The organism is Seonamhaeicola sp., assembly GCF_028281565.1.
Lineage (GTDB): Bacteria > Bacteroidota > Bacteroidia > Flavobacteriales > Flavobacteriaceae > Seonamhaeicola.
This window is the reverse complement of the sequence record NZ_JANQJQ010000030.1, coordinates 345,986-367,137: the sequence shown is the minus strand read 5'-3', so window position 1 is coordinate 367,137 and position 21,152 is coordinate 345,986. Positions and strand designations below refer to the sequence as shown.

20 protein-coding genes are annotated in these 21,152 nt (G+C 36.2%); 15 read left to right on the top strand and 5 right to left on the bottom strand.

Annotated features, from left to right (window positions below):
• Positions 1 to 27 precede the first annotated feature (27 nt).
• A complete protein-coding gene (locus Q0983_RS14915) occupies positions 28 to 246 on the bottom strand; it encodes an FtsL-like putative cell division protein (RefSeq protein ID WP_299555003.1) in 219 nt (72 codons plus the stop codon).
• A gap of 324 nt (positions 247 to 570) precedes the next feature.
• Between Q0983_RS14915 and Q0983_RS14910 the strand changes: the two genes are divergently transcribed.
• From Q0983_RS14910 to Q0983_RS14860, 11 genes are all read left to right on the top strand, one after another.
• Positions 571 to 1,914, top strand: coding sequence for a microtubule-binding protein (locus tag Q0983_RS14910; protein ID WP_299555000.1), 1,344 nt, complete (start codon positions 571 to 573; stop codon positions 1,912 to 1,914).
• 212 nt (positions 1,915 to 2,126) lie between these two features.
• A complete protein-coding gene (locus tag Q0983_RS14905) occupies positions 2,127 to 3,194 on the top strand; it encodes a hypothetical protein (protein ID WP_299554997.1) in 1,068 nt (355 codons plus the stop codon).
• 68 nt (positions 3,195 to 3,262) lie between these two features.
• A complete protein-coding gene (locus tag Q0983_RS14900; protein ID WP_299554994.1) occupies positions 3,263 to 3,622 on the top strand; it encodes a four helix bundle protein in 360 nt (119 codons plus the stop codon).
• 68 nt (positions 3,623 to 3,690) lie between these two features.
• Positions 3,691 to 5,652 (top strand): AAA family ATPase, encoded by a 1,962-nt coding sequence (locus tag Q0983_RS14895; protein WP_299554992.1) that lies wholly within the window; start codon positions 3,691 to 3,693, stop codon positions 5,650 to 5,652.
• Positions 5,645 to 6,229 carry an NUDIX domain-containing protein gene (locus Q0983_RS14890; RefSeq protein WP_299554990.1) on the top strand — a complete coding sequence of 195 codons (585 nt, stop codon included), beginning with the start codon at positions 5,645 to 5,647 and terminating at the stop codon, positions 6,227 to 6,229. The genes Q0983_RS14895 and Q0983_RS14890 overlap by 8 nt, the downstream gene beginning before the upstream one ends.
• 109 nt (positions 6,230 to 6,338) lie before the next feature.
• Positions 6,339 to 7,574 carry a DUF6638 family protein gene (locus Q0983_RS14885; RefSeq protein ID WP_299554988.1) on the top strand — a complete coding sequence of 412 codons (1,236 nt, stop codon included), beginning with the start codon at positions 6,339 to 6,341 and terminating at the stop codon, positions 7,572 to 7,574.
• A 66-nt stretch (positions 7,575 to 7,640) separates the two neighbouring features.
• Complete coding sequence (locus Q0983_RS14880) at positions 7,641 to 7,997, top strand: four helix bundle protein (protein ID WP_299554985.1); 357 nt, start codon at positions 7,641 to 7,643, stop codon at positions 7,995 to 7,997.
• Positions 7,998 to 8,037: 40 nt separating this feature from the next.
• Positions 8,038 to 8,574, top strand: coding sequence for a hypothetical protein (locus Q0983_RS14875; protein WP_299554982.1), 537 nt, complete (start codon positions 8,038 to 8,040; stop codon positions 8,572 to 8,574).
• 97 nt (positions 8,575 to 8,671) lie between these two features.
• On the top strand, positions 8,672 to 10,354 hold the full coding sequence (locus Q0983_RS14870) for a hypothetical protein (RefSeq protein ID WP_299554979.1): 1,683 nt from the start codon (positions 8,672 to 8,674) through the stop codon (positions 10,352 to 10,354).
• A gap of 3 nt (positions 10,355 to 10,357) precedes the next feature.
• Complete coding sequence (locus Q0983_RS14865; RefSeq protein WP_299554976.1) at positions 10,358 to 10,630, top strand: hypothetical protein; 273 nt, start codon at positions 10,358 to 10,360, stop codon at positions 10,628 to 10,630.
• Positions 10,631 to 10,803: 173 nt separating this feature from the next.
• Positions 10,804 to 12,084 (top strand): Ig-like domain-containing protein, encoded by a 1,281-nt coding sequence (locus tag Q0983_RS14860; RefSeq protein ID WP_299554973.1) that lies wholly within the window; start codon positions 10,804 to 10,806, stop codon positions 12,082 to 12,084.
• A gap of 66 nt (positions 12,085 to 12,150) precedes the next feature.
• On the opposite strand, the gene Q0983_RS21375 is transcribed toward Q0983_RS14860, so the two are convergent.
• A complete protein-coding gene (locus tag Q0983_RS21375) occupies positions 12,151 to 13,110 on the bottom strand; it encodes a helix-turn-helix domain-containing GNAT family N-acetyltransferase (protein ID WP_366141012.1) in 960 nt (319 codons plus the stop codon).
• A gap of 72 nt (positions 13,111 to 13,182) precedes the next feature.
• On the bottom strand, positions 13,183 to 14,193 hold the full coding sequence (locus Q0983_RS14850) for a formimidoylglutamase (RefSeq protein WP_299554971.1): 1,011 nt from the start codon (positions 14,191 to 14,193) through the stop codon (positions 13,183 to 13,185).
• 100 nt (positions 14,194 to 14,293) lie between these two features.
• Between Q0983_RS14850 and Q0983_RS14845 the strand changes: the two genes are divergently transcribed.
• Both Q0983_RS14845 and Q0983_RS14840 read left to right on the top strand, forming a co-directional pair.
• On the top strand, positions 14,294 to 15,178 hold the full coding sequence (locus Q0983_RS14845; RefSeq protein WP_299554968.1) for a chromosome partitioning protein ParA: 885 nt from the start codon (positions 14,294 to 14,296) through the stop codon (positions 15,176 to 15,178).
• A 178-nt stretch (positions 15,179 to 15,356) separates the two neighbouring features.
• A complete protein-coding gene (locus tag Q0983_RS14840) occupies positions 15,357 to 15,932 on the top strand; it encodes a Crp/Fnr family transcriptional regulator (RefSeq protein ID WP_299554965.1) in 576 nt (191 codons plus the stop codon).
• A gap of 154 nt (positions 15,933 to 16,086) precedes the next feature.
• On the opposite strand, the gene fumC is transcribed toward Q0983_RS14840, so the two are convergent.
• The gene (fumC, locus tag Q0983_RS14835; protein WP_299554962.1) at positions 16,087 to 17,484 is read right to left on the bottom strand and encodes a class II fumarate hydratase; all 1,398 of its coding nucleotides are present in this window, start codon (positions 17,482 to 17,484) and stop codon (positions 16,087 to 16,089) included.
• Positions 17,485 to 17,682: 198 nt separating this feature from the next.
• On the opposite strand from fumC, the gene Q0983_RS14830 reads away from it, so the two are divergent.
• Together Q0983_RS14830 and Q0983_RS14825 are read left to right on the top strand one after the other, a co-directional pair.
• The gene (locus tag Q0983_RS14830; protein ID WP_299554959.1) at positions 17,683 to 18,324 is read left to right on the top strand and encodes a peroxiredoxin; all 642 of its coding nucleotides are present in this window, start codon (positions 17,683 to 17,685) and stop codon (positions 18,322 to 18,324) included.
• Between the two features lie 94 nt (positions 18,325 to 18,418).
• Positions 18,419 to 18,595, top strand: coding sequence for a hypothetical protein (locus tag Q0983_RS14825; RefSeq protein ID WP_299554956.1), 177 nt, complete (start codon positions 18,419 to 18,421; stop codon positions 18,593 to 18,595).
• Positions 18,596 to 18,663: 68 nt separating this feature from the next.
• Here Q0983_RS14825 and Q0983_RS14820 read toward each other — a convergent pair whose 3' ends face one another.
• Positions 18,664 to 21,120: a TonB-dependent receptor gene (locus tag Q0983_RS14820; protein WP_299554953.1), complete on the bottom strand. Its 2,457-nt coding sequence runs from the start codon at positions 21,118 to 21,120 to the stop codon at positions 18,664 to 18,666.
• Positions 21,121 to 21,152 lie beyond the last annotated feature (32 nt).

Genomic DNA, 21,152 nt, shown 5'->3' with positions numbered 1-21,152 from the left:
AAAATGCTCATTTAAATGAGCATTTTTTTATTGATACATATGGCCTTCCGTAAAGTCTTTGTATTCCTCTTTTTTCTTGGCCATTTCCTCGCTTATTTTATTCAGGCGTTCATTTTCCTTTTTAAGCTTATATGATTTTCTAATACCCAAAATTAAAAGTAGCGCGAAAAAAATAACCACTACAATTAGAACGGTGAGTATGGTGTATTCACTGGTTAGAAGAAAATATGACAGGTTAAGTGACATAATAAGCTTAATCGGGTTAATAGCTTACCAAATATAGCACTAATTAAAGGACTAAACAATTAAAAATGAAAAGGATATGAACAAATTTTGTTAAAAAATTCCATCAAAAGAATCTATAATTTCTTTAAATTCAGTGGTTTTAGTTCATTGAAAGGAAAGTAAAATCTTACCAGTCTGATATGCATTTCGTCGAAAATATTCGAAAGTGTAACAATTTGATAATATTAAATACAGATAAATTGAAGCGATTTATATTTTAAAAGTCATCTTTTTTAACGAAATTGCTTGTCCGTAAAATTGTTCAACTTAAATACTAAACCGACTATGTCTGATGATTTCGATTTATTAGAAACCAATTCAAATGAGAAAACCGAAAAAGTAGATGTTAATTGGGGAAAAGCCATTGACACTATGAAATCTAAACTAGCTCAGGAGGACGACCCTGAAGTACGCCAAAAGATATTAAATGCTACATTAGATGATGTAGTAAATATGGCTGAAAAGGACAGAACCACACTTCTGGATGCTATTAAAGATTTAACCGATTATCAGGACGAAGTTGGTATTTTATTCGAAAAATTTTCTTCATTAAATGCTACTGAGCAAAAAGTTATTGATGATGCTCAAAAAGCGTTGGAACGTGCCAGAGTTGAACTTGAAGATGCCGAAAGTAAAACGGATACCTGGTGGAACAACCTTTGGGGGCGTAAAAGCAAGATCAAAAAAGCGCAAGACGAGCTAAAAGCAGCCGAAAAAGTCAGAGCAGCTGCAGATAACAAGGCGAAAGCTATGTTCCAGGCACGTATTGAGAGCGCCGATGTACAAACCTTATTAAGTGAATTATCTTATAAAAGCCAGGCGGCGGTAACGCGTTTAAAAAACCGTGAACTTGAGATCAAAGAAGTAGAGGATAAGTTGCAAGATGCTATTGTAGAAGCTACCAAGAATCATACTAAGGCCTTAGAGAAAAAGAAAGAAGTAGAGGCCAGGCTTGAAGAGCAATATGCCTTATTAAAGCAAGCCAGACAAGAATTGGAAGATATTGCCGATAAGCAGTCGGCAGACTATGCACAAGCCATTGGTAAGGTTACGGAACTGGAACAAAAGGTTGAAGAACTGGAAGGACTTAAGAATGCCTATACTACACTTGCTGCCAGTAAAGACAGTTTCGTGCATAAGCATAACCTAACCATAAAAGTATTGACCTCGTTACGCAGCAATTTACAAACACATCGTGCTAAATTAAAGTCTGATACCGAAGAAAGATTGAAATACTATGATGGTTACGTAGTGGCTTTAAAAGCCCGTACAGATCAGGAGTTTGCTGCTATTCTGGAACATTTGGGAGTTAAGACCGATGAGCATATTGGAGAAACCCTTGCTGCTATGCATACGGCCAGTGCCAAGGCACGTCAGGATATGATGGACAATATTCCGGTCCATGAAAAAGTTATGCAAGGCGTATACAGCAGTTATGCCGAGGCCTTACAGGAAATTCGGGCCAAAGATATTGACATCCAGAAGAATTTTGCAGAACGTTATGGCATTGATATGAAAGAACTGTTTGAAGATTATTATAAAGCAGATGCCAGTAAACCTTCTGGCGAAGGTGATGCCCCTGAAGGGGAGCCAAAACCGGATGCCGGAGAAGACGATCTTTTAAGTTAATAACCGCACTGCCGTGACAATCCATCTGCGTTAAGGATTGAGGTATTTGTTGAAGCTCTCCCAATACCCATTGGGAAGCGACTGCCGAAAGCCTGACCCGATCCTGCAAGGTTTTGCTAACCTTGTAGGTGTTAGGGGAACGCCAAAATAAAAAAACATTTGTGTATTAGTAACAAACTACATACATAACACTGTAACTGAACATTTAATTAATGTCAATTAATCATATTACCACACCATTAGACTCAGCCATTTTAGACTCTAAAGAGCATTACATTTTTTATCATAAGATGGTAGATTTTGTATTCAAAGAGCTCATTGTGGCAGTACAAAGGCAAAAGATTATTAATAATCAGGAGCTCAATATGTTTAAGCAATATTGCGATTTGTTATTGTATTCCATTGAGGCCATGCGTGTTAAATACATGTATGATGAAGAGGATAATATGAAGGTGGACTTAACAGAGTCCGGATTTCCAAACTATCTGGAGTTTCGGTATTTGTTCAACGATTTGGAATTGCGTGATGACTATTTGGGAAAACTGACTCCGGTAAGTGTGCTACAGGAAGAGTTTCTGGACACTTTAATGCGAAAAAAGGAACCTATTAAGCGTAGTAAACTATTTCAGGCGGCGTCCATAGTGTATTATTCTTCGGTAAATAAGCAGTATATATTCAATCGGTTTGTACAGGGCAAGATAGTCAATGCCCCGGAAGATGTTGATGCAGACCTGCTAACCAGCTGGAGTTTTTATGATGTGGCAAGTAATCGCCCGTTTGTATGTTTTATGTATTTCAACTATGATGGTAGTAGAATAAACGATTATAAGAATGATATATATGAGGTCTTAAAACATACGGCTGACAGGAAAATGAATTTAGATACCATGGCCTATGGTATTGACAGAAAGCTGGAAAAAGTATCACCAAAGCTTATAAAACGTATTGATCTGGGCCCATTGCATAACATGTTTGCCAAAGATGAAAACGACTTAACACATGCTATTTTAAAAGGTATCAGTAAAAAAGAAATTCCTGTAGAGGCTTATGCACTATCGCTTAAAATAGATGAAGTACGATCGAAAAGTGAGTTTAAAGAAGGGAGTTTTTTTAATAAGCAGATATTACAACGATGGGATGCCGTTTTCAGGCAAAAGTATGTCTTTGCGCCACACAGGATCATTCAGTTGCTGTACAATAAAACCCCGGAGCTCATGAATAAACTGGCAAAACCGCCCATTGAAATGGCCAATTTAAAGATAGACAAAATTAAAAAGTAAGCAGAAATCAGTTGGCAGTATGCAGTATCCAGTGGGCAGTATGCTGTTGGTATTAAAGTTAATGAACAATGAGTTTTAGAACACTGTTGGCTTATCAGAAAGGATTTGCTTTGGCAATGGAACTTTTCCATTTAACAAAGGATTTTCCGCAGGCAGAAGTATTTGGGTTGACATCTCAAATTGTTCGCTCAAGTAGATCTGTTTGTTCCAATATAGCTGAGGGTTATAGGAAAAGGCAATACGAAAAACATTTTAAAAGTAAGTTGTCTGATGCTGATAGTGAAAATACCGAAACGCAATTATGGTTAGACTTTGCATTAGCTTGTGATTATATTTCTGATGAGCAAAGGTCAGATTTATTAAGTAAAAGTGAAGAAGTAGGTAAACTTCTTAATTATATGATGAATAACCCTGATAAATTTAAATAAATTAATAAAGTGCATTTGTTTTGGAGTATTTATGACTGCAAACTGGAGACTGCAAACTGAAGACTAAAATGGAACACAACTCAACATTCCCTATAAAACAAACAGAACTGGATATGCTTCGCGATGAAGCAACGTCCTATTTAAAAAGCATCCAGTGGGAGCAAGGTGCCCGCGCCAAAAACCGTGATAAAGATGCCAAAGATGATTCTATTCTGTTATACCTCTCAAGAGCTAATAACGGTCGCAGTGCTACTGAGATCACTTCGGTCTCCAAAACCATATTAGCATTAAAAAAGCGTCTGTTACCTGATTCTGTTGCTATTCCTATTTATTTGAATCAAACACTGTTCGCCGTTCAGGAAGGGATTACTTTAGGTATTTGGGTAAAAGATAGTTATTATGATGCTTCCGGTTTATCGAGTCTAAGCGAAAATAAGTCGGCTCTGGATTCCAGTGGAAAACGCGAGTTTGAAAGTAAAATGCATACGGCTACGGCCTTTATGTTGTTTTCAACCGCTTATAAAATATTGCACGATCTTAAGCCACATGCTTCGGACGACCTAAGTGTCATGAAACAGAAGTTTGCAGGTATTCCTGAGGTATCTCTGTTATCGCCTATAAAAGGGGTTTCCTGTAGTTTGTTCTATTATGATAAGTATTTGGGACATCCGGATATCATAAAATCGGATAAGGATGTTATCGATTTTACTGTGGTGTATTTTGAAGCCTTGATTGACGAGATCCAATTACGTAAAAGCAGTTTGGAATATACCGAAACCATTGAAGACAGAACCTATAAATTAGAAAATTCCGAGTTTGCTGTTTCCGGGTGGAGCAATGTATTTGCAGGAACAGCCAAAAGTGTGGAGTTCAACAAAATTCAGTTTGAGCAAATTGTCGGTAACCGCGACGCTAAACATTTTGCCCGTCGTTTAACCGAACGTTTATTGAGCTACGATTTTATCGCTAAAAAGAATCCGTTCCAGGAATTGGGTGGTTTCATGCCGGTTTTTATGGGCTATGGTATTCCGGGAACCGGAAAAAGTATGCTGATTGCCGCTATAGCAACAAGACTTAAAGAACATTGTGATGAATTAGACATTCCGTTTTTATTTCACCCCATGCCGGATACACTTATAAGCACCTTTCAGGGGGGATCCGCTGAAAAAATGGTGGAGTGGATGAAACCTTTACAAGACCCTTCAAAATTGATCTTTGCACCTATTGATGATGCCGAAAATAATTTACAGGAACGTACAGCACAAGGGGTTTCGGCTGGTGTTAAAGAGGTGATAGGCGTGTTCTTAAGATATACCGAAGGCGCTTATGCGGTTAATTACGGCAATAGTTCTATCGGCTTATTTACAAACCTGCCGGAAATGCTGGATAAAGCGGTGATCTCACGTGTTCAGGGTAGATTTAAAATTGATGGTGCACGAACTGAACATGACTTTTTAGACCAGGATTACCTGTGGTGGCGAAAGTTGGATGATACCTTGCCGGATTTTGTAAACATGCAGGATCCTAGTAATTATAAATACCTTCAGGACCAGGGGTTAGCTAAAAATATGGGGGAGATATTAAGCTCCATTGAAAAACCTACCGAAGAACGTGTGCATGAGATCTATGATGACGTAGAAAAGCATTATAAAACCAATGAGCACTTGTTCTATGCTAACTTATATAAAAACATGCAAAAGGAATTTCCGTTCTTTTCATCAAGAGATGTCAGGAATATTCAAAGTGCCGTGTCATTGCGTTTAACTGATTTTGATTTGGAAGATGATTGGTTTGACAATCCCGAGATCTACTTTAAACAGGATTATGATACCAAATTTGGTATGCTACAGGAATTAATGCGTGACAATATGAAAGGCCTGGATTTCTCAGAAATAAGGCGCCAGGAAGTTGTTCGTTATCTGGACAATGTAGCAACCATTGCAGATACGGATTTTAAACGTAAAGTAGATGCCAGAGTGAACCAGTTAAATATTGAAATGGAAGCCAGAAAAACCTTTGAAGATGATTGATAAACAAGTCAAGAATATAGAAAAAACATTGCTTTCGGATAACTATTATATCCTTAATAAGGTCCATTTTGATTATTTGATGAAAGATGGCAGATGGGTGAATCAAATGCGTGAGGTGTATGACCGGGGTGATGGTGCCGGTATTCTGCTTTATAATAAAGAAAAGAAAACGGTGATCTTAACCAGGCAATTTAGAATGCCAACATTTTTAAATGGCAATGAGGATGGTTTTATAGTTGAAATTGCAGCCGGTATGTTGGACAAAGATAATCCGGAAGCCTGTATTATCAGGGAAACGGAAGAAGAAACCGGATATCGTTTAAAAGAAGTAAAGAAAGTGTATGAAGGCTATTCATCGCCGGGGGTGATGACCGAAAAAATGCATTTTTTTATTGGAGAATACACCGATGCTATGAAAGTAAACGATGGTGGCGGTTTGGATAACGAGCATGAAGATATTGAAGTGTTGGAAATACCGTTTGACAAAGCTGTAGATATGCTGAATAATGGAGATATAGTGGATACACGAACCATTGTGCTGTTACAATATGCGATCATTCATAAGTTAATAGAATAAGTTTGTCATTCCTGCGTGTCACACTGAGCTTGTCGAAGTGAAGGCAGGAATCCATAATTAGCGGTTTATAATAAATAAAATAGTTCCTGCGAAGGCGGGAATGACAGATATGCAAAAACTGATAGAGGCCAATTTATATAGAAGTGAATTAATACCCGTAAGCGGTAAGCTGGTGGAGCGTTATAATAAATGCCTGGTAAAACTTGGATTTACACCAACTAAATTAAAAACCTTTTTGATCGATGGTATTGGATGGAGCCCTGAAATTGCTGAGGAAAAAAAAGATTTACATTACCTAAATAACGGTGAGGCAAACCCACATGGCATCATTATAACGCCATTGCAAAAGGGGAAACCCGTGTATTTGCCCTTTCATACCTTTGATAGGGACATGATGCAACAGATCTTTAAGATCTATGGTGACCAAATCAATGATATTACAAGGGATTCAGCTATTTGTATTGATTTTGATCAAAAGATAGATGCTTTTTATGAACCTTTGGATGTGCTGAAGTACCATACGATACACATTAATTTTCATTTAATGAATAATCTGTATCATCAGCAAAAAGAACAACTCCATATCATAGAAAAGTTTAAGCAGGATCATAATTTTATAGATGAAGATATTCATGCAGAATTATTAAACTCGGCTAAAGCATATGGTGATTTGCGATCCAGAAATTTAGAGCTGCCCGCTATAGATTTTTCCGTAAGCTCTTTTTATACTAGGGCCTTTGGAGGTGTGTATGTCTTACGTGATTTTATATCGCCTATCGTGGTATTTGAAGATGAAACATGGCATAAGGAAGCTATAAAAGACACGAATTATGACGTCCTTATCTATCATATTCAACAAAAGGAGTTAATGGCTAAGTTACGAGACCATGTGATCATTGAATATAATCTTGAAACATCTGTAAAAACAGATCGCTATGAGCGTATCAAGAAGTTTGAAATGTCTCAATATTTACAAAAGCCGAAGCATCCTATCAGAGATATTTTAAGAGATCCTATTTTATATAAGAGCTATTTGAATAAGCTGGATATTGAATCCAGGAAAAAAGTAATGAGTGTGGAGCGTTATTTGGAAAAACTGGAAATCAGTAATCAATATAAAATTGCTGATATTGTTGATCCAAAGCTTTTTGAGGCCTTACATAAACCGCATTCATCATTGGAAGGAAGGCACCAGGACCTAATCTGGAAGTTGTTGGTAAATATTGCCCCTAAAGATGTTTTGTATTGGTACTGGTATGATAAGGAAGATTTTTATAATAACTTCGAACATTGGGACGAATCATTAAAGGAATGGGTTGTAGAGGTTATTAGTAACAATATATGAAAAACATGTACTAATAGGTTAGTAGCCGGAAGCACGAAGTTAGAAGTAAATTGATAATAGATGAATATGAAATTTAAGTTCGAAGATTTAATTATTTGGCAAAAGGGAATGGATTTAGGTGAGGAAATGAACGCCTTGGCTTCTAAGTTTCCTAAAGAAGAACTCTACAATTTGTCTTCTCAGTTAAGAAGAGCTTCAGATTCAATAGCGCTTAATATTTCGGAAGGTTCAATATTACAATCCGGAGCTGAATACAGGAAGTTTTTAGGTTACTCTATTCGATCAATAGCTGAGGTTGTAACTTGTTTACACAAAGCTAAAAGGCGAAATTATGTAGTTGAATCAGTTTTTTTGAAATATTACAAAGACTGTTTTGATTTAATGAATATGACTATTGCATTTAGAAATAAAATAAAGGACTAAAACTCCGAGCTCCGTGCTTCGGACTTCAAACTTAACGACTATGGGACTAGAATTAGTAATTTTTATAACAGCCATTTTATTTGGGATTTTCATTTATTGGAGAGAATCTCAGCATAACAGACTATACCGTTTTTTTAATAAGCTATTTAATAGTAAAGAACTGCAAATGAAACCTGAAGACAAAAAAGGTTTTGTGTACAAACAGGCTTTTTTGCCCAGATTGGTTTATGTTGTCGGCTTGTTTTTGGTTGCGGGTCTAGTCATTCAGTTTTTATCGCCTTTTGAAATTTTTACGAGTTACAATGGTATTTCGGCATTTTCATCTATTACCGTTGGAACGTTGATTGGGACCTATCTGGCAAATTTTGTACTGAAATCCGGTAAGGTTATAGAAGAAAAGAGCGATTCTTTGGGTGATATGGTTCAGGATACCATTGAGAAAGGAAAGCATATTATTGAAGATATCAAAACCAAAGATGCTGAAGAGGTAACTGAGGAAGAGATTAAAGAAGAAACTACTAAAAAGGAAGGTAAAAGTGCCAGAGAACGCTTGAAAGATAAAGGTTATTTGAAGTAAAAGCTTTTTGTCATCCCGAACTTGTTTCGGGATCTCAGAGAAAAAAATTAATTAATAAAATAAGATTCTGAAACAAGTTCAGAATGACAAAAAAATTATGATAAAATCTTACTGGAACAGAGGTAAAAAGCAAAAACGCACAACCATTATCCTTGGATTCATTTTACTGATCCTGTTATTCGTTTTAAGAGACGATTATCAACCGGCTTTACTATTTCTCAGAAAATTTATTTTCATCATCCTGCTAAGCGGACTGGTTCTTTTTTTCGGTTTGAGAAAATTCAGAAAGACAGCCAGTACCGGTGGCAGGCTGGGAATTCTTGGGATTTTGTTACTGTTTTTTGGCGTTTTGTATATGGTAGGATGGCATTTTAAAATGTACGATTATATGAAAACCTATAATGTTTTCAATAATTTAAATCGTGTTGAAATAAACGAATTGCCTTTAACACAAAATGAACGTATTCAACCGTTGCGCAATATCTTTTCCATGGCAAACGAAAGTGTAGGGGAGACCAAGGATGTATCTTTGCCACATTTGGTCAGGGTTGATGATGAGAATAAATGGACCATGGCCATTCAACCCACAGAGAAATATGTTTGGCAAGGGATTACAGATAATACTGAGGAAGTGTTTTCAGTATCCAGTACCACCCCGTTTCCCAGGTTCTCCAGTGAAAATAGAATTCCGGTCACCTTTTCAATAGGAGAGTCGTTAAAGTTTAGTAGAAACACCTATAATGCCGTGGTACAACGATTTAATGTCTTTCAGTTGTTCACTATGGAACCAAGTGATACCTATTACATGAAAAATGATACTGGACAATGGGTTCAGGTAGTGAGTTTAATAAAATGGAAAGGTTTTTTATTCCCGTATCCAACCTTTGGAGGCGTGATGGTAGTAGACAATGGCGAACATGATTTTAAAGATTATTTAGAGCGTATTCTAATAGGAAAGGGTACCTATATCAGTCCCGAAAATATGAAAAATCACGATTATTTAACAAGGCAAAATACCCTGTCAGAGAAAGTATCACAGTTGCAGGCCGAATCCCTTAAGTTTTTAGGAGGTTTTAGTGATCCGTTGCCCTGGAATATGGAAACAGCAGTTAAAACTCCGGAAATGACCAAAGACCAAAATCAACAGCCCTATGTCACCGATTTTGATTTTTCAGATACGGATTCTGATGCTTACAGCGGTTTATACCATTGGTTTGGTCTAGAACCGGTTGGTGATGAGCGTACCAGTTTAAGTTTCAGTGTTTTTATACCGGCAGACGGTACAGACAGGTTGTACTATTACAATCACGCCGCTAAAAAACAAGGGTACGCCGGTGTCTCCGCTATGGTATTAAAAGTACAGGAATCCAGAAAAGAATATGACTGGAACGCTAATACTCCGGTAGAGTTCAGGCCTTATATTAAAGACATAGCCGGTAGAAAACGGATGTTTTTTATGGGTACGGTATCCTCTATCAGTGATGAAAATGCCCAGCAATTTGATGGCTCTGCTACACCCGATCTGGTTTTGATAGATAGTGAATATAGAGATGTGGTATGGATTGATGTAAAGCACCCCAGTCAGTGGGATAAAACGGTTTACGACCAGTTAAACGAAGCCTGGAGAGCCAGTGAAGGTATAGGCTATTATTATGTTGAAGAAACCAAAGACATTGATGTTGTTGAACAATCTACAGATTCCACCGCTATAAAAACGGAAAAAGAAATTCAAATTGAAGCACTACAGAAACAGATTGATTCTTTGAAGTCAAGTAATTAAAATATGCATGGTAGTATAGGGCATTTTAAAGCACTTTTGCAAAGACGTAAGGCCAGAAAACAAAAAGCAGAAGGTAGGTTTGATAAACGAAAACATCTGTCTGAGGTTACTGGTGAACCCCCGAAATTTAACTTTCCAAAATTAAGCCCTAAAGAACTTAAAAGGTTGAAAGCAGATATAAAAGCAAAGATTGAAAGGAATAATTTTAATGACTACTTATTATACATTGTCATTTTTTTAATCCTGTTCATGTCGTTCTACTACTTTATCAATTAGTTTTTAGTCTATTTTGAAGCCCGTTTTTCCTATATAGGATTAAATGTCAAGTTTTTGTCAAGTTAATATTCAAAGGCTCAAAAACATTTGTTCTCATGGTTCAACCATACGTTGTGCAGGCAGGTTTAATATCGGCTTAATTTTGTGTCAAAACAAACTTAAACGATATAACCATGTTTTCTAATAAAAACACCTGTTTCATATTATTTTTCACTTTAATTTTAGCTATTGCAAGCTGTAGTAGTAGCTCCGGCAAGCCAGAGTCAGATAATGGCCCTGTGATTGTTGATGATAGCCCAACAGCTTCTGATGATACCTTAACAGTTGATGAAGATAGTAGTTCCGGAACTGCAAACCAGATAGATGTATCAAAGAATGATGATATTGGTGATGATGGAGGTGATACCGATAATTACAGTCTGGCGACCAATGCCACTAATGGTTCGGTAACAGAAGTTAGTGATGGTGTGTTTGAGTATATTCCCAAGGCTGATTATCACGGTTCCGATAGTTTTACCTACACGATTACAGATAAGGACGGGGATACAGATACAGCAACCGTGAATATTACGGTTAATGATGTGCCGGAAGGGCCAACAGCTGAAGACTTCAACAATATAGATCCAAATTTACCATCCTTTGTTTCCATAGATGACACTACGCCTGAAGGGAAAAAATGGGTGAAGTTAGAAGCTATGTCCGATGAATTTGATACCTGGGACTCTAATAAATGGTTCAAATCAACATGGAACTACGGTGTACCGGTATTTATGTCGAATTCCAATACGAACTCCGGTGTAGCTGATGGAAAATTATGGATTAAAGCCACGCTTAATGAAAGTAATCCGGAAGGCAGGTGGTTTCAAACGGCCAGGATTCATTCTAAAGAGGAAACCAGCTATCCCATGTATACCGAAGCCAGAATTAAGACGGCACATATTTCAGCATACAACACCTATTGGTTGAATAACGGAGATATCAATAACAGAGATGAAATTGATATTATTGAAAATAATTCCAAGCCCTCATGTGGTTGTCAACCGGATTTTCCCAATCAAATGAATTCCCAGTATTTCCAGGCCGATGCCAGTAAAACACCTCAAACGGTAAGAAAACATGGTAATTTCTTAAGGTCTGATTTGTCTGAGGTAAACCCTTTAAAAAATGTTGGCTGGAATGAAGATTACCATACCTACGGTGTCTGGTGGAAAGATTCTAAGAACATTCAGTTTTACCTTAATGGCGAACCGGCAGGAAGTGTTGTAGTAGGAGAGCACCTTGACGGGCAGACTTATGACCGGGAGTTTACAAGAGACTTAGAGATTATTTTTGATTTATGGACCAATGAAGCCAATTGGTTAGGAGGGTTACCACCAAAATCCGATTTAGGTGATAACGCTATAAACACCATGCGGGTTGATTGGGTCAGAACCTGGAAATTAGAAGATGAATAATGCTTTAAAACCAGATTAATAGCAGCCGGAGAATTGTAATTCTCCGGTTTTTTTATCCAAAGAAAATTAAAACACCAATTCCATTTTAATATCACTGCGTTCATATCTGCTATTCGATTCCACAGGAATTTCTATAAACCCAAACTTTCTATAAATGTAAATAGCATTTTCCAGTTTGGTGCTGGAATACAGAATAAGTTTGGGTAATCCCATGATATTTTTAGCATAATCAATGCAATACTCTAAAAGGTGTTGTCCGATTTTTTGCCCTCTGTACTCTGGTGATACGGCCATTTTGGTTAATTCAAACAAGCCGTTTTCGTCAATAGGCATAAGGGCAACCGTACCAACTACGTTACCCTCTATTTTGGCAAAGAAAATATGTCCGCCTTTATCGATAATGTATTTATTGGGTTTGCTTAAGACTTCTTCATCATAAGGTTCTACATAAAAATAAGTCTGTAACCATTCCCTGTTTAGTTCATAAAATGCTTTGGCGTATTGGTCTTTGTAAAAATCAATTTCTATGGATTGTATGTCGGTAGTATTCATTTTAATGTGATTTATTATGGTTCCACTTAAGCTTTTAGCTTTTAACTTGTTTTCAAGATTATTTAAATGCTCAATTAATGAGCTTGAATGTTCTGAAGTATATTCCTTTACTACAGTATCAATACTTTTCCAGATTGGTTTTAACCTTTCAAGAATGTTTTGCCCCTTATCGGATAGAAAGATTATTTTCTTTCTTTTATCCAGTTTATCAGACTTGTAAATGATATATCCTTTTGCATTTAGCTTATTAATTGCTTGTGTTATGGCAGGTTGCGTATATTCTAAAGACGTTTGTATTTCAGAATTTGTAACCCCGTTTTTGTTGCTTATTATTTTGAAAATGGGGAACAAGTGAGAATCAAAATCAATGTTATAATAACGATAAACCAACTGAGCTTCCCTTAAAACGAACTCACTCAATCTTTTTAACCTGGAACCTAAACCTAATTCTCCATAACCTCGCAATGCATCCATTATTAATAATATATTTATTTATATAAACACTTATGCAAATATATAAAATTTTCAATAAAGATTAAAAATAGCTTAGGCTTTAATAAAGTCCGTTACCAGGTAGGCGATAAGCTTACCCACTTGAGTTTCAGTTTTTCTTTTAGGAGCCGCTTCACAAATATGTAAGTATTGGGCGTTTTCATGGCTACCAAAAAAGCTGACAAATTTTCTGGCTTTATTGACGTTAAATCCGCTGGGGGTCATGGCACTACTAGGCATATTTTCAATGGCATCACAATCAATTTCAATGCCGAAAGGATCCTTGGAAACGTGTTTTAATGCGCGTTCCATTTGGGTATCAAATTCCAGATCATTTCTGATTTCAATACTTTCAAAGGTATTGTATTTAACAGCTTTAACTTTATTTAGTGTTGTAAGCGTTTTATCCGAGGTGTAATTTTCATGCAATCCGAAAATAAAATATTTATTCAAAAAGCCTTCTGCGAAAGCGTAGCTAAAGCCGTTTCCGCTATGGCGCCCTTCTTCGGGCCTAAAATCTGAATGCGCATCAAAATTAACAGCACTAACAGGTGTGTTTAAAGCCAATGAAGTACCTTTAATATTGCCATAAGCATTGTTATGGCCACCACCTATGATGATGGGTTTTTTTCCGGCAGCGACAATTTGATTTACCAAATAGGTGACATGTGCATCTATAGTGTTTACCAAATCGCGGGCTTTTTTTAAGTTTCTTTTACTGGTAACACTGAAGTTAGAAATTTGCTTCATTTCGTCACTAAAATCTAAATATCCCAGTATTAAAACGCTTTTTGCCTTAGTATATTTATTACTCTGTATATTTAGTAAAACCTTAAGGGAAGCTTCCCAGGCCTTTGCTGTTCCCGTTTTTCCATGGTTTGCAAAAACACCAACATCTTCGGGAATACCAAAAATTACATGGGTGACATCTAAATTTTTAAGTTGTTCGTATATGTTAGAAATGCGAGTTAATAATTTAACATGTTGACCAAATTTGGATTCGCCAACACGTTTATTTAATAGTTTATTTCTAGACGCATTATTAAATATAACCAGTTTGTCCATTAGGTAGTTATTTTGAATAAAAATACATCAATAATTATTTATAGCATTGCAAAAGTAAAATTAAACTTAAGAATTAATACTAACATTAAAAACAGTAATTATGGAAGGAAACAAAAGTAACATGAGGCTAAAAATTGCATTAGGGATTGCATTGGCTTTATTTTTAGGGGTAGGGTTTTACACTATGAATCTTTATAGTGACAGTAAAAAAAATGAGAACGATTTAAAAGCAGAAAAGCAGCTGGTAATGAACGATTTAAATGCTATGGCTAAACAATATGACGAGGCTATAGGTGAAAATGAAGCTGTTAGTAAAGATTTAGTTGAAGCCAGAGAAAGAATTCAAGGATTGATTGATTCTTTAAAGATCTCTGAAACTAATGTAAGAAGCTTATGGAGATATAAAAAGAAATACTTATCGCTTCAAAAAGAAATGGATGTTTTATTAGCGCAAAACGATTCCTTACGAGTGGAGAACTCTTATTTAGCAACTTCTTTAGACAGTACAAGAGTTAAGTTAGAAGAACGCACCATGTTTACCGATTCTTTATTAGTTCAAAATACTGCTTTAGCCGAAGTTGTTGAGAACGCTTCTATACTTGGCACAGTTGGTTTAAAAGGTTTTGGAGTTATTGAAAGGACTTCTGGTAAACTAATTCCAACAGAAAGAGCCAGTAGAACAGACAAGATCAGAGTTTGTTTTACCGTTGCTAAAAATAGCTTGGTACAAGCCGGAGATCACGAATTATATGTTCAGGTTATTGACCCTAAAAACAACACCTTAGGACTAAATGAGCAAGTGCAGTTTGAGGAAAAAACGTTAAACTACAGTATTATAAGTAAGTTTAACTACGAAAACGCAAACCTGAACATCTGCGAGTTTGTAACCGCCAAAGGACAGGATGATTTTGAAAAAGGACGTTATATAGTTAATGTGTTTAATGAAAAAGATTTAGTTTCAACCTCAGAGTTTACTTTAAAGTAAATATATATAACACTTAAAAACAAGGTCCCGGGTAAATTTGCCCGGGACCTTTTTTATATTACTATTATTTTACAGCTGAACAAGTATATTGGTAAATTGTAGAAAAATTGGTTGATTGCGGGTTAAACATATTATTTTTAGAGCGTCCAGATCTCTAACATAATTTCTTTGATTATTAATGAACCGTAACTTTTCATTCTTAAACTCATTTCTCAATGTTTCTGAGGAAACCTTCTTGGAATTAGAAAAAATTACCGAATTTAAAAGGATAAAAGCAGGAACTCAATTGGTTAAGTTAAATGAAGTTCCTTCAAAAATATACATGCTGGTTTCAGGTATTATAAGGTGTTATCTTACCACAGAAGACGGTAAAGAATACAACAAAAGTTTTTACCTGCCCACAAGTTTTGTAGCTTCCCTTACGGCCTTATTAAAAAACAAACCTTCTCAAATGGTTTTTGAAACACTCTCCGACTGTAAAATTTATGAAATTGATTACAGAGAATTAATGGCGCTTTCGCAAAGGGACAGAGCTATTAACAATTTGTATTCTAAGGTTTTGGAATTTGTTTACATTAAATATGAAAGGCGTTTGGTAGAATTAATGTCACTGGATGCCAAAGACCGGTATTTAGCTTTAAAAGAGCAAATCCCCAATGTTGATGACATCATCCCCCAATATCAAATAGCCTCTTATTTAGGTATTACCGCTGTGCAATTAAGCAGAATTAGAAAAAAAATGGACAGTTATTAACATTTGTTAATAATTAACAACGTGTTAAATAATATCTTTGGCTTGATTTCCTTTCGCAAATGTAAAATGTATAAAGGATTGATAGCTAACCAACCAAAAAAAACAGGTAATGTCTTACCTGTTTTTTTGTTTTCAATTATTTGAACAGAAGATACTATTTCAAACTACCAACCATATCTTCCGGCTTAACCCAATCATCATATTCTTCGGCAGTAACATACCCTAAATTGATAGCTTCTTCTTTTAGAGTAGTTCCGTTTTTATGAGCAGTATTTGCAATTTCTGCTGCTTTATAGTAACCAATTTTTGTGTTCAGTGCAGTAACCAGCATTAAAGAATTGTTTAATAATTCCTTAATAACTGCATGATTAGGCTCAATGCCCACAGCACAATTAACATCAAAACTTACACATGCATCGCCAATTAGTTGGGCAGATTGAAGCACATTGGCTGCCATTACGGGTTTAAATACATTTAGCTCATAGTGGCCTTGCGTACCGCCAACAGATACTGTTACATCATTACCAATTACCTGAGCACAAACCATGGTCAGCGCTTCACATTGCGTTGGATTTACTTTTCCCGGCATAATAGAACTTCCGGGCTCATTAGCAGGAATAATGATCTCTCCAATACCACTTCTGGGTCCGGATGCCATCATTCTGATATCATTAGCTATTTTATTTAATGAAACGGCCAACTGTTTTAAAGCGCCATGAGTTTCAACTAAGGCATCATGAGCTGCCAAAGCTTCAAACTTATTAGGTGCTGTAACAAATGGTAAATTGGTAAACTCGGCAATATATTCTGCTACACGCTTATCGTATCCTTTAGGCGTATTAAGGCCTGTTCCTACGGCAGTACCACCTAAAGCCAATTCACTTAAATGTGATAACGTGTTTTCTAAAGCTTTTAAGCCATGGTCTAATTGAGCCACATATCCGGAAAGTTCCTGTCCAAGTGTTAAAGGTGTGGCATCCATTAGATGGGTTCTGCCAATTTTAACCACATCTTTAAATGCATTCGATTTTTCTTTTAAAGTATCTCTGAGTTGTTCAACACCGGGAATAGTAACTTCCACTATTTTTTTATAGGCCGCAATGTGCATACCGGTAGGGAAGGTGTCATTAGACGATTGTGATTTATTAACATCATCATTCGGTTGAATGGTTTTTTCTCCTTCACCAATGACTTTACCGGCTATTTGATGAGCCCTGTTGGCAACCACCTCATTCACATTCATATTGCTTTGTGTACCGGAACCGGTTTGCCAAACCACTAATGGAAACTGATCATCATGCTTACCTTCTAAAATCTCGTCGCAAACCTGAGCAATTAAGTCGCGCTTTTCAATGGGTAAAACGCCAAGCTCACAATTGGTGTAAGCCGCTGCTTTTTTTAAGTATGCAAAGCCATAAACAATCTCTAACGGCATGGATGCAGACGGACCAATTTTAAAGTTATTTCTGGATCGCTCGGTTTGGGCTCCCCAAAGTTTATCAGCAGGAACCTTAACTTCGCCCATGGTATCTTTTTCTATTCTGAAACTCATTGTCTTATTTATTAATAATGAGCCACAAAGTTACTTTTTTTTAAATGTTTATTGATATGATTTTTGTTAGTTTTTACGGCTTGTTTTTAACAAAAAAATAAGAGTCGGCTCAAAAAAATGAATTATTTTTATAGAGATATGATTTATACCTTGCAAAGGGTATTTATTGAACAATTACTAATATTAAAGACAATAAAAATGGCAACAATTAGACTAGGGGATGTAGCCCCGGATTTTAGTGCTTTATCAACCGAGGGCACCATTAATTTTCACGACTGGCTAGGAGATAGTTGGGGAGTTTTGTTTTCTCACCCGGCAGATTACACGCCTGTTTGTACAACAGAATTAGGTACTGTGGCTAAATATAAAGCGGAGTTTGAAAAACGAAACGTCAAGGTGGTCGCATTAAGTGTAGACGGTCTTGACTCGCATAATGGCTGGGTAAATGACATAAATGAAACCCAGAATACCACGGTTAATTTTCCTATCATTGCCGATGAAGACAAAAAAGTATCCGAACTTTACGATATGATCCACCCGAATGCCGATAGTAATGCCACAGTGCGATCTGTATTTGTAATAGGTTCGGACAAGACCGTGAAATTAACAATTACGTATCCGGCTTCTACAGGACGAAATTTTGACGAACTATTGCGTGTCATAGATTCGCTACAATTAACAGCTTATCATAAAGTTGCAACACCTGCCAATTGGAATAACGGTGATGATTGCGTGGTAGTGCCTTCTATTGCTACTGAAGATATAGATGCGATATTCCCAAAAGGATTTAAGGAGGTTAAACCTTATTTACGTATGACACCGCAACCTAATTTGAATTAGTGAAAAACTCTGTTAATAATTTTTAATTTCATATTGTATAACAAATAGCTTTACATTATCTTTGCGCAAGATTTATAAAAGATAGCTTACTATTATGTTTGAATTTGACCAATATTTAGGATTTTTAGCATTTTTAACCATTTTGACCATTGGGTTCTGGTTAATGATATTTTTATTAACCTTTGTTATTCCTTATTGGATTGGAGGTTCTTTTATTGAAAGAATGAAAGAAATTAGAGAAGCGAAAAAAGCTAAGCGTCAGGAAGCATAGGAATTAAAAAAGATATAATTAAAAAGGAAGCTAATTTAGCTTCCTTTTTTTATGCTGTTAGGTTGGTTTTACATGTCCATACCGCCACCGTCAAAGCCATTACCGTTAGAGCGTTCTCTCTTTTTCTTCTGATTGAATCTATAAGTAAAGGACAGGTTATAGCTTCTGACTCCTCTAAACCGAATCTCCTGATGCGCGGTAAATGTATCAGAAGTAATTTTGTTTCTGTAAATCCCACTATTAAAAACGTCTCTAACATTAAAGGCAATAGAAGCTTTTTCTTTAAACAGATCTTTACTGAAAGCCTGATTTAATGTAAAGGTGCCTTGTCTGTTATTTTGGTTATCGTCTCTAGGGCCTCTATAGCTGGCTGTTGTTTGCCAGTCAATCTTAAAAGGCAATGTTAATTTATTCGTTAGACGCCCTTCCCAGGAAAAGCTATCTGCTCCAAGATCAACACCTTCAAAAAACCCTTCTCTTTTAAATTGATATAAATTAAAATCTGAGTTAATACGCCATTTTCTATTAGGGCTATAGTTTAAGTTAAATTCCAAACCATAACGGTCGTCGGTAGCTATATTCACAGGGCTACGTTGAATTACGGGAAATTCTTCACCGCCAACAATAGCAGTCTCTCCCGTTTTGGTACTTACAAAAGCAATTACATTTGTAGAGTGTCCGTAATATACAGCAGAACTTAAGGTAAAATGTCCAAACCGATTTAAATAACCTAATTCAAATCTTCCTGTGAATGTTGGATCCAAATCGGGATTTCCTTGAAATACGTTCGTAATACTTGACCTTGATGGGAATGGATTCATCATAAATCCACGCGGTCTTCTTAACCTTCGATTGTAACCAAACATGATACTTTCATCTTCACTAAGCTCTAAATTAATATTTACTGTGGGAAATAACCCGGCAATGCTTTTTCTATTAAAATCTCCTGTTGTAGGCTGATCCAGAGTGGTACGGGTATCTTCCATTCTCAACCCAAATAAATATGATAATTTACCTGTTCTACTACCAAATTGAGCATAAAAAGCATTTATGTATTGCTTAAAATTAAAGACATTTGAAAGCATATCATTCACTACAAATGCATTGGTGTTCTCATCTAATAACTCAACTCGATAATCGTTAGTCCTATCGTTAAAATCACCTCGATACCCTATTTCAAACTGACTGTTCTCACCTATTGGAACAACATAATCAGATCTTAAAAAGATTTTGGAATCTGTTTCAACTTGATCAACTATGTCTGTATCTATGCCATTAAAATTGATCAACGAAAATTCGCTATTGTCAGAATCCTCAAATTGAAAATCCAATGTTAAAATGTGGTCCGTCTTATCAAAATTTTTGGTGAAATTCAACGAATATTGGATCGTATTATTCTTTCCGAGTTCAGGATCTAATCTAATATTTGTTGTAGTGGTGTTATTTATTTTATCGAACTGGATCATTCTATTGAAGGAGTTCCATTCATTATCACTATCCCTGTAAACAACCGCAGCAGTTAACGAAGCTGTTTCATTGATATACCACTCAATACCGGCATTGGTTGTTATACCTTCACTAATTCTGTTCCAGTCTCTTTTTTCATCCAAATCTGGGGTGTTGATATCAAAATATTCCACATCATTATACCAATATCCGGGAGAATCATTGTATCTATAGGATGAGGTGTTAAAAAAGTTTACATCACCGGTTCTGTAGTTTATATTTCCTGAAATTCCCCGGCTTTCAGGATACCCTACGTTGGCAGTCATAGAACCGTTTAGGCCTTGTAATTTGCTTCGTCTCAAAATAATATTTAAGATACCCGCAGTGCCTTCGGCTTCATATCTGGCAGAGGGTGACGTGATAACCTCAACTTTTTCAATAGCTTCGGCAGGTAATTGTTGTAAAGCCTCCGCTGAGTTTAGGCCCACCAAACTCGATGGTTTTCCATTAATTAATATCCTGACATTGTCGTTTCCTCTTAAAGCAATACTTCCTTCGGCATCTACAGAAACCGATGGTACGTTATCCAAAACATCACTCACAGTACCGCCACTAACAGTAAGGTCTTTACCAACGTTATAGATCTTTTTGTCAAGCTTGATTTCAACCGTTGTTCTTTCCGCAATGACCTCAACTTCTCCCAAAGACTCCACATCAATTTCCAATTCAAAAACCCCTATGTTTTCACTTTTTGTAATCTGCCGGTTTGAGATCTTTATGGTTTTAAACGAAATGTATTCAATAGAAATATCATAGACACCTTTCGCTACCGGAATGCTGAAGTTACCTTTTGTATCCGTGATGCCACCTGCAACAATTTTATTTTCTTTTTTACTGAAAAAAGAAATGGTGGCATATTCTAAAGGGTCTTTAGTTTCTTTATCAATGATCTTTCCGGTTATAATGGCATCTTTTATACCGGAAAACTCAGCATTTGAGGTTTCCTTGGCTTTAGGTTGTGCGGTTGCAGTAGATGCAAATAATGCAAATAAAAGGCAGATGGCCAGAAGTCTTTTCATCAAAAACGTTTAATGCTTTAGACCGCAAATGT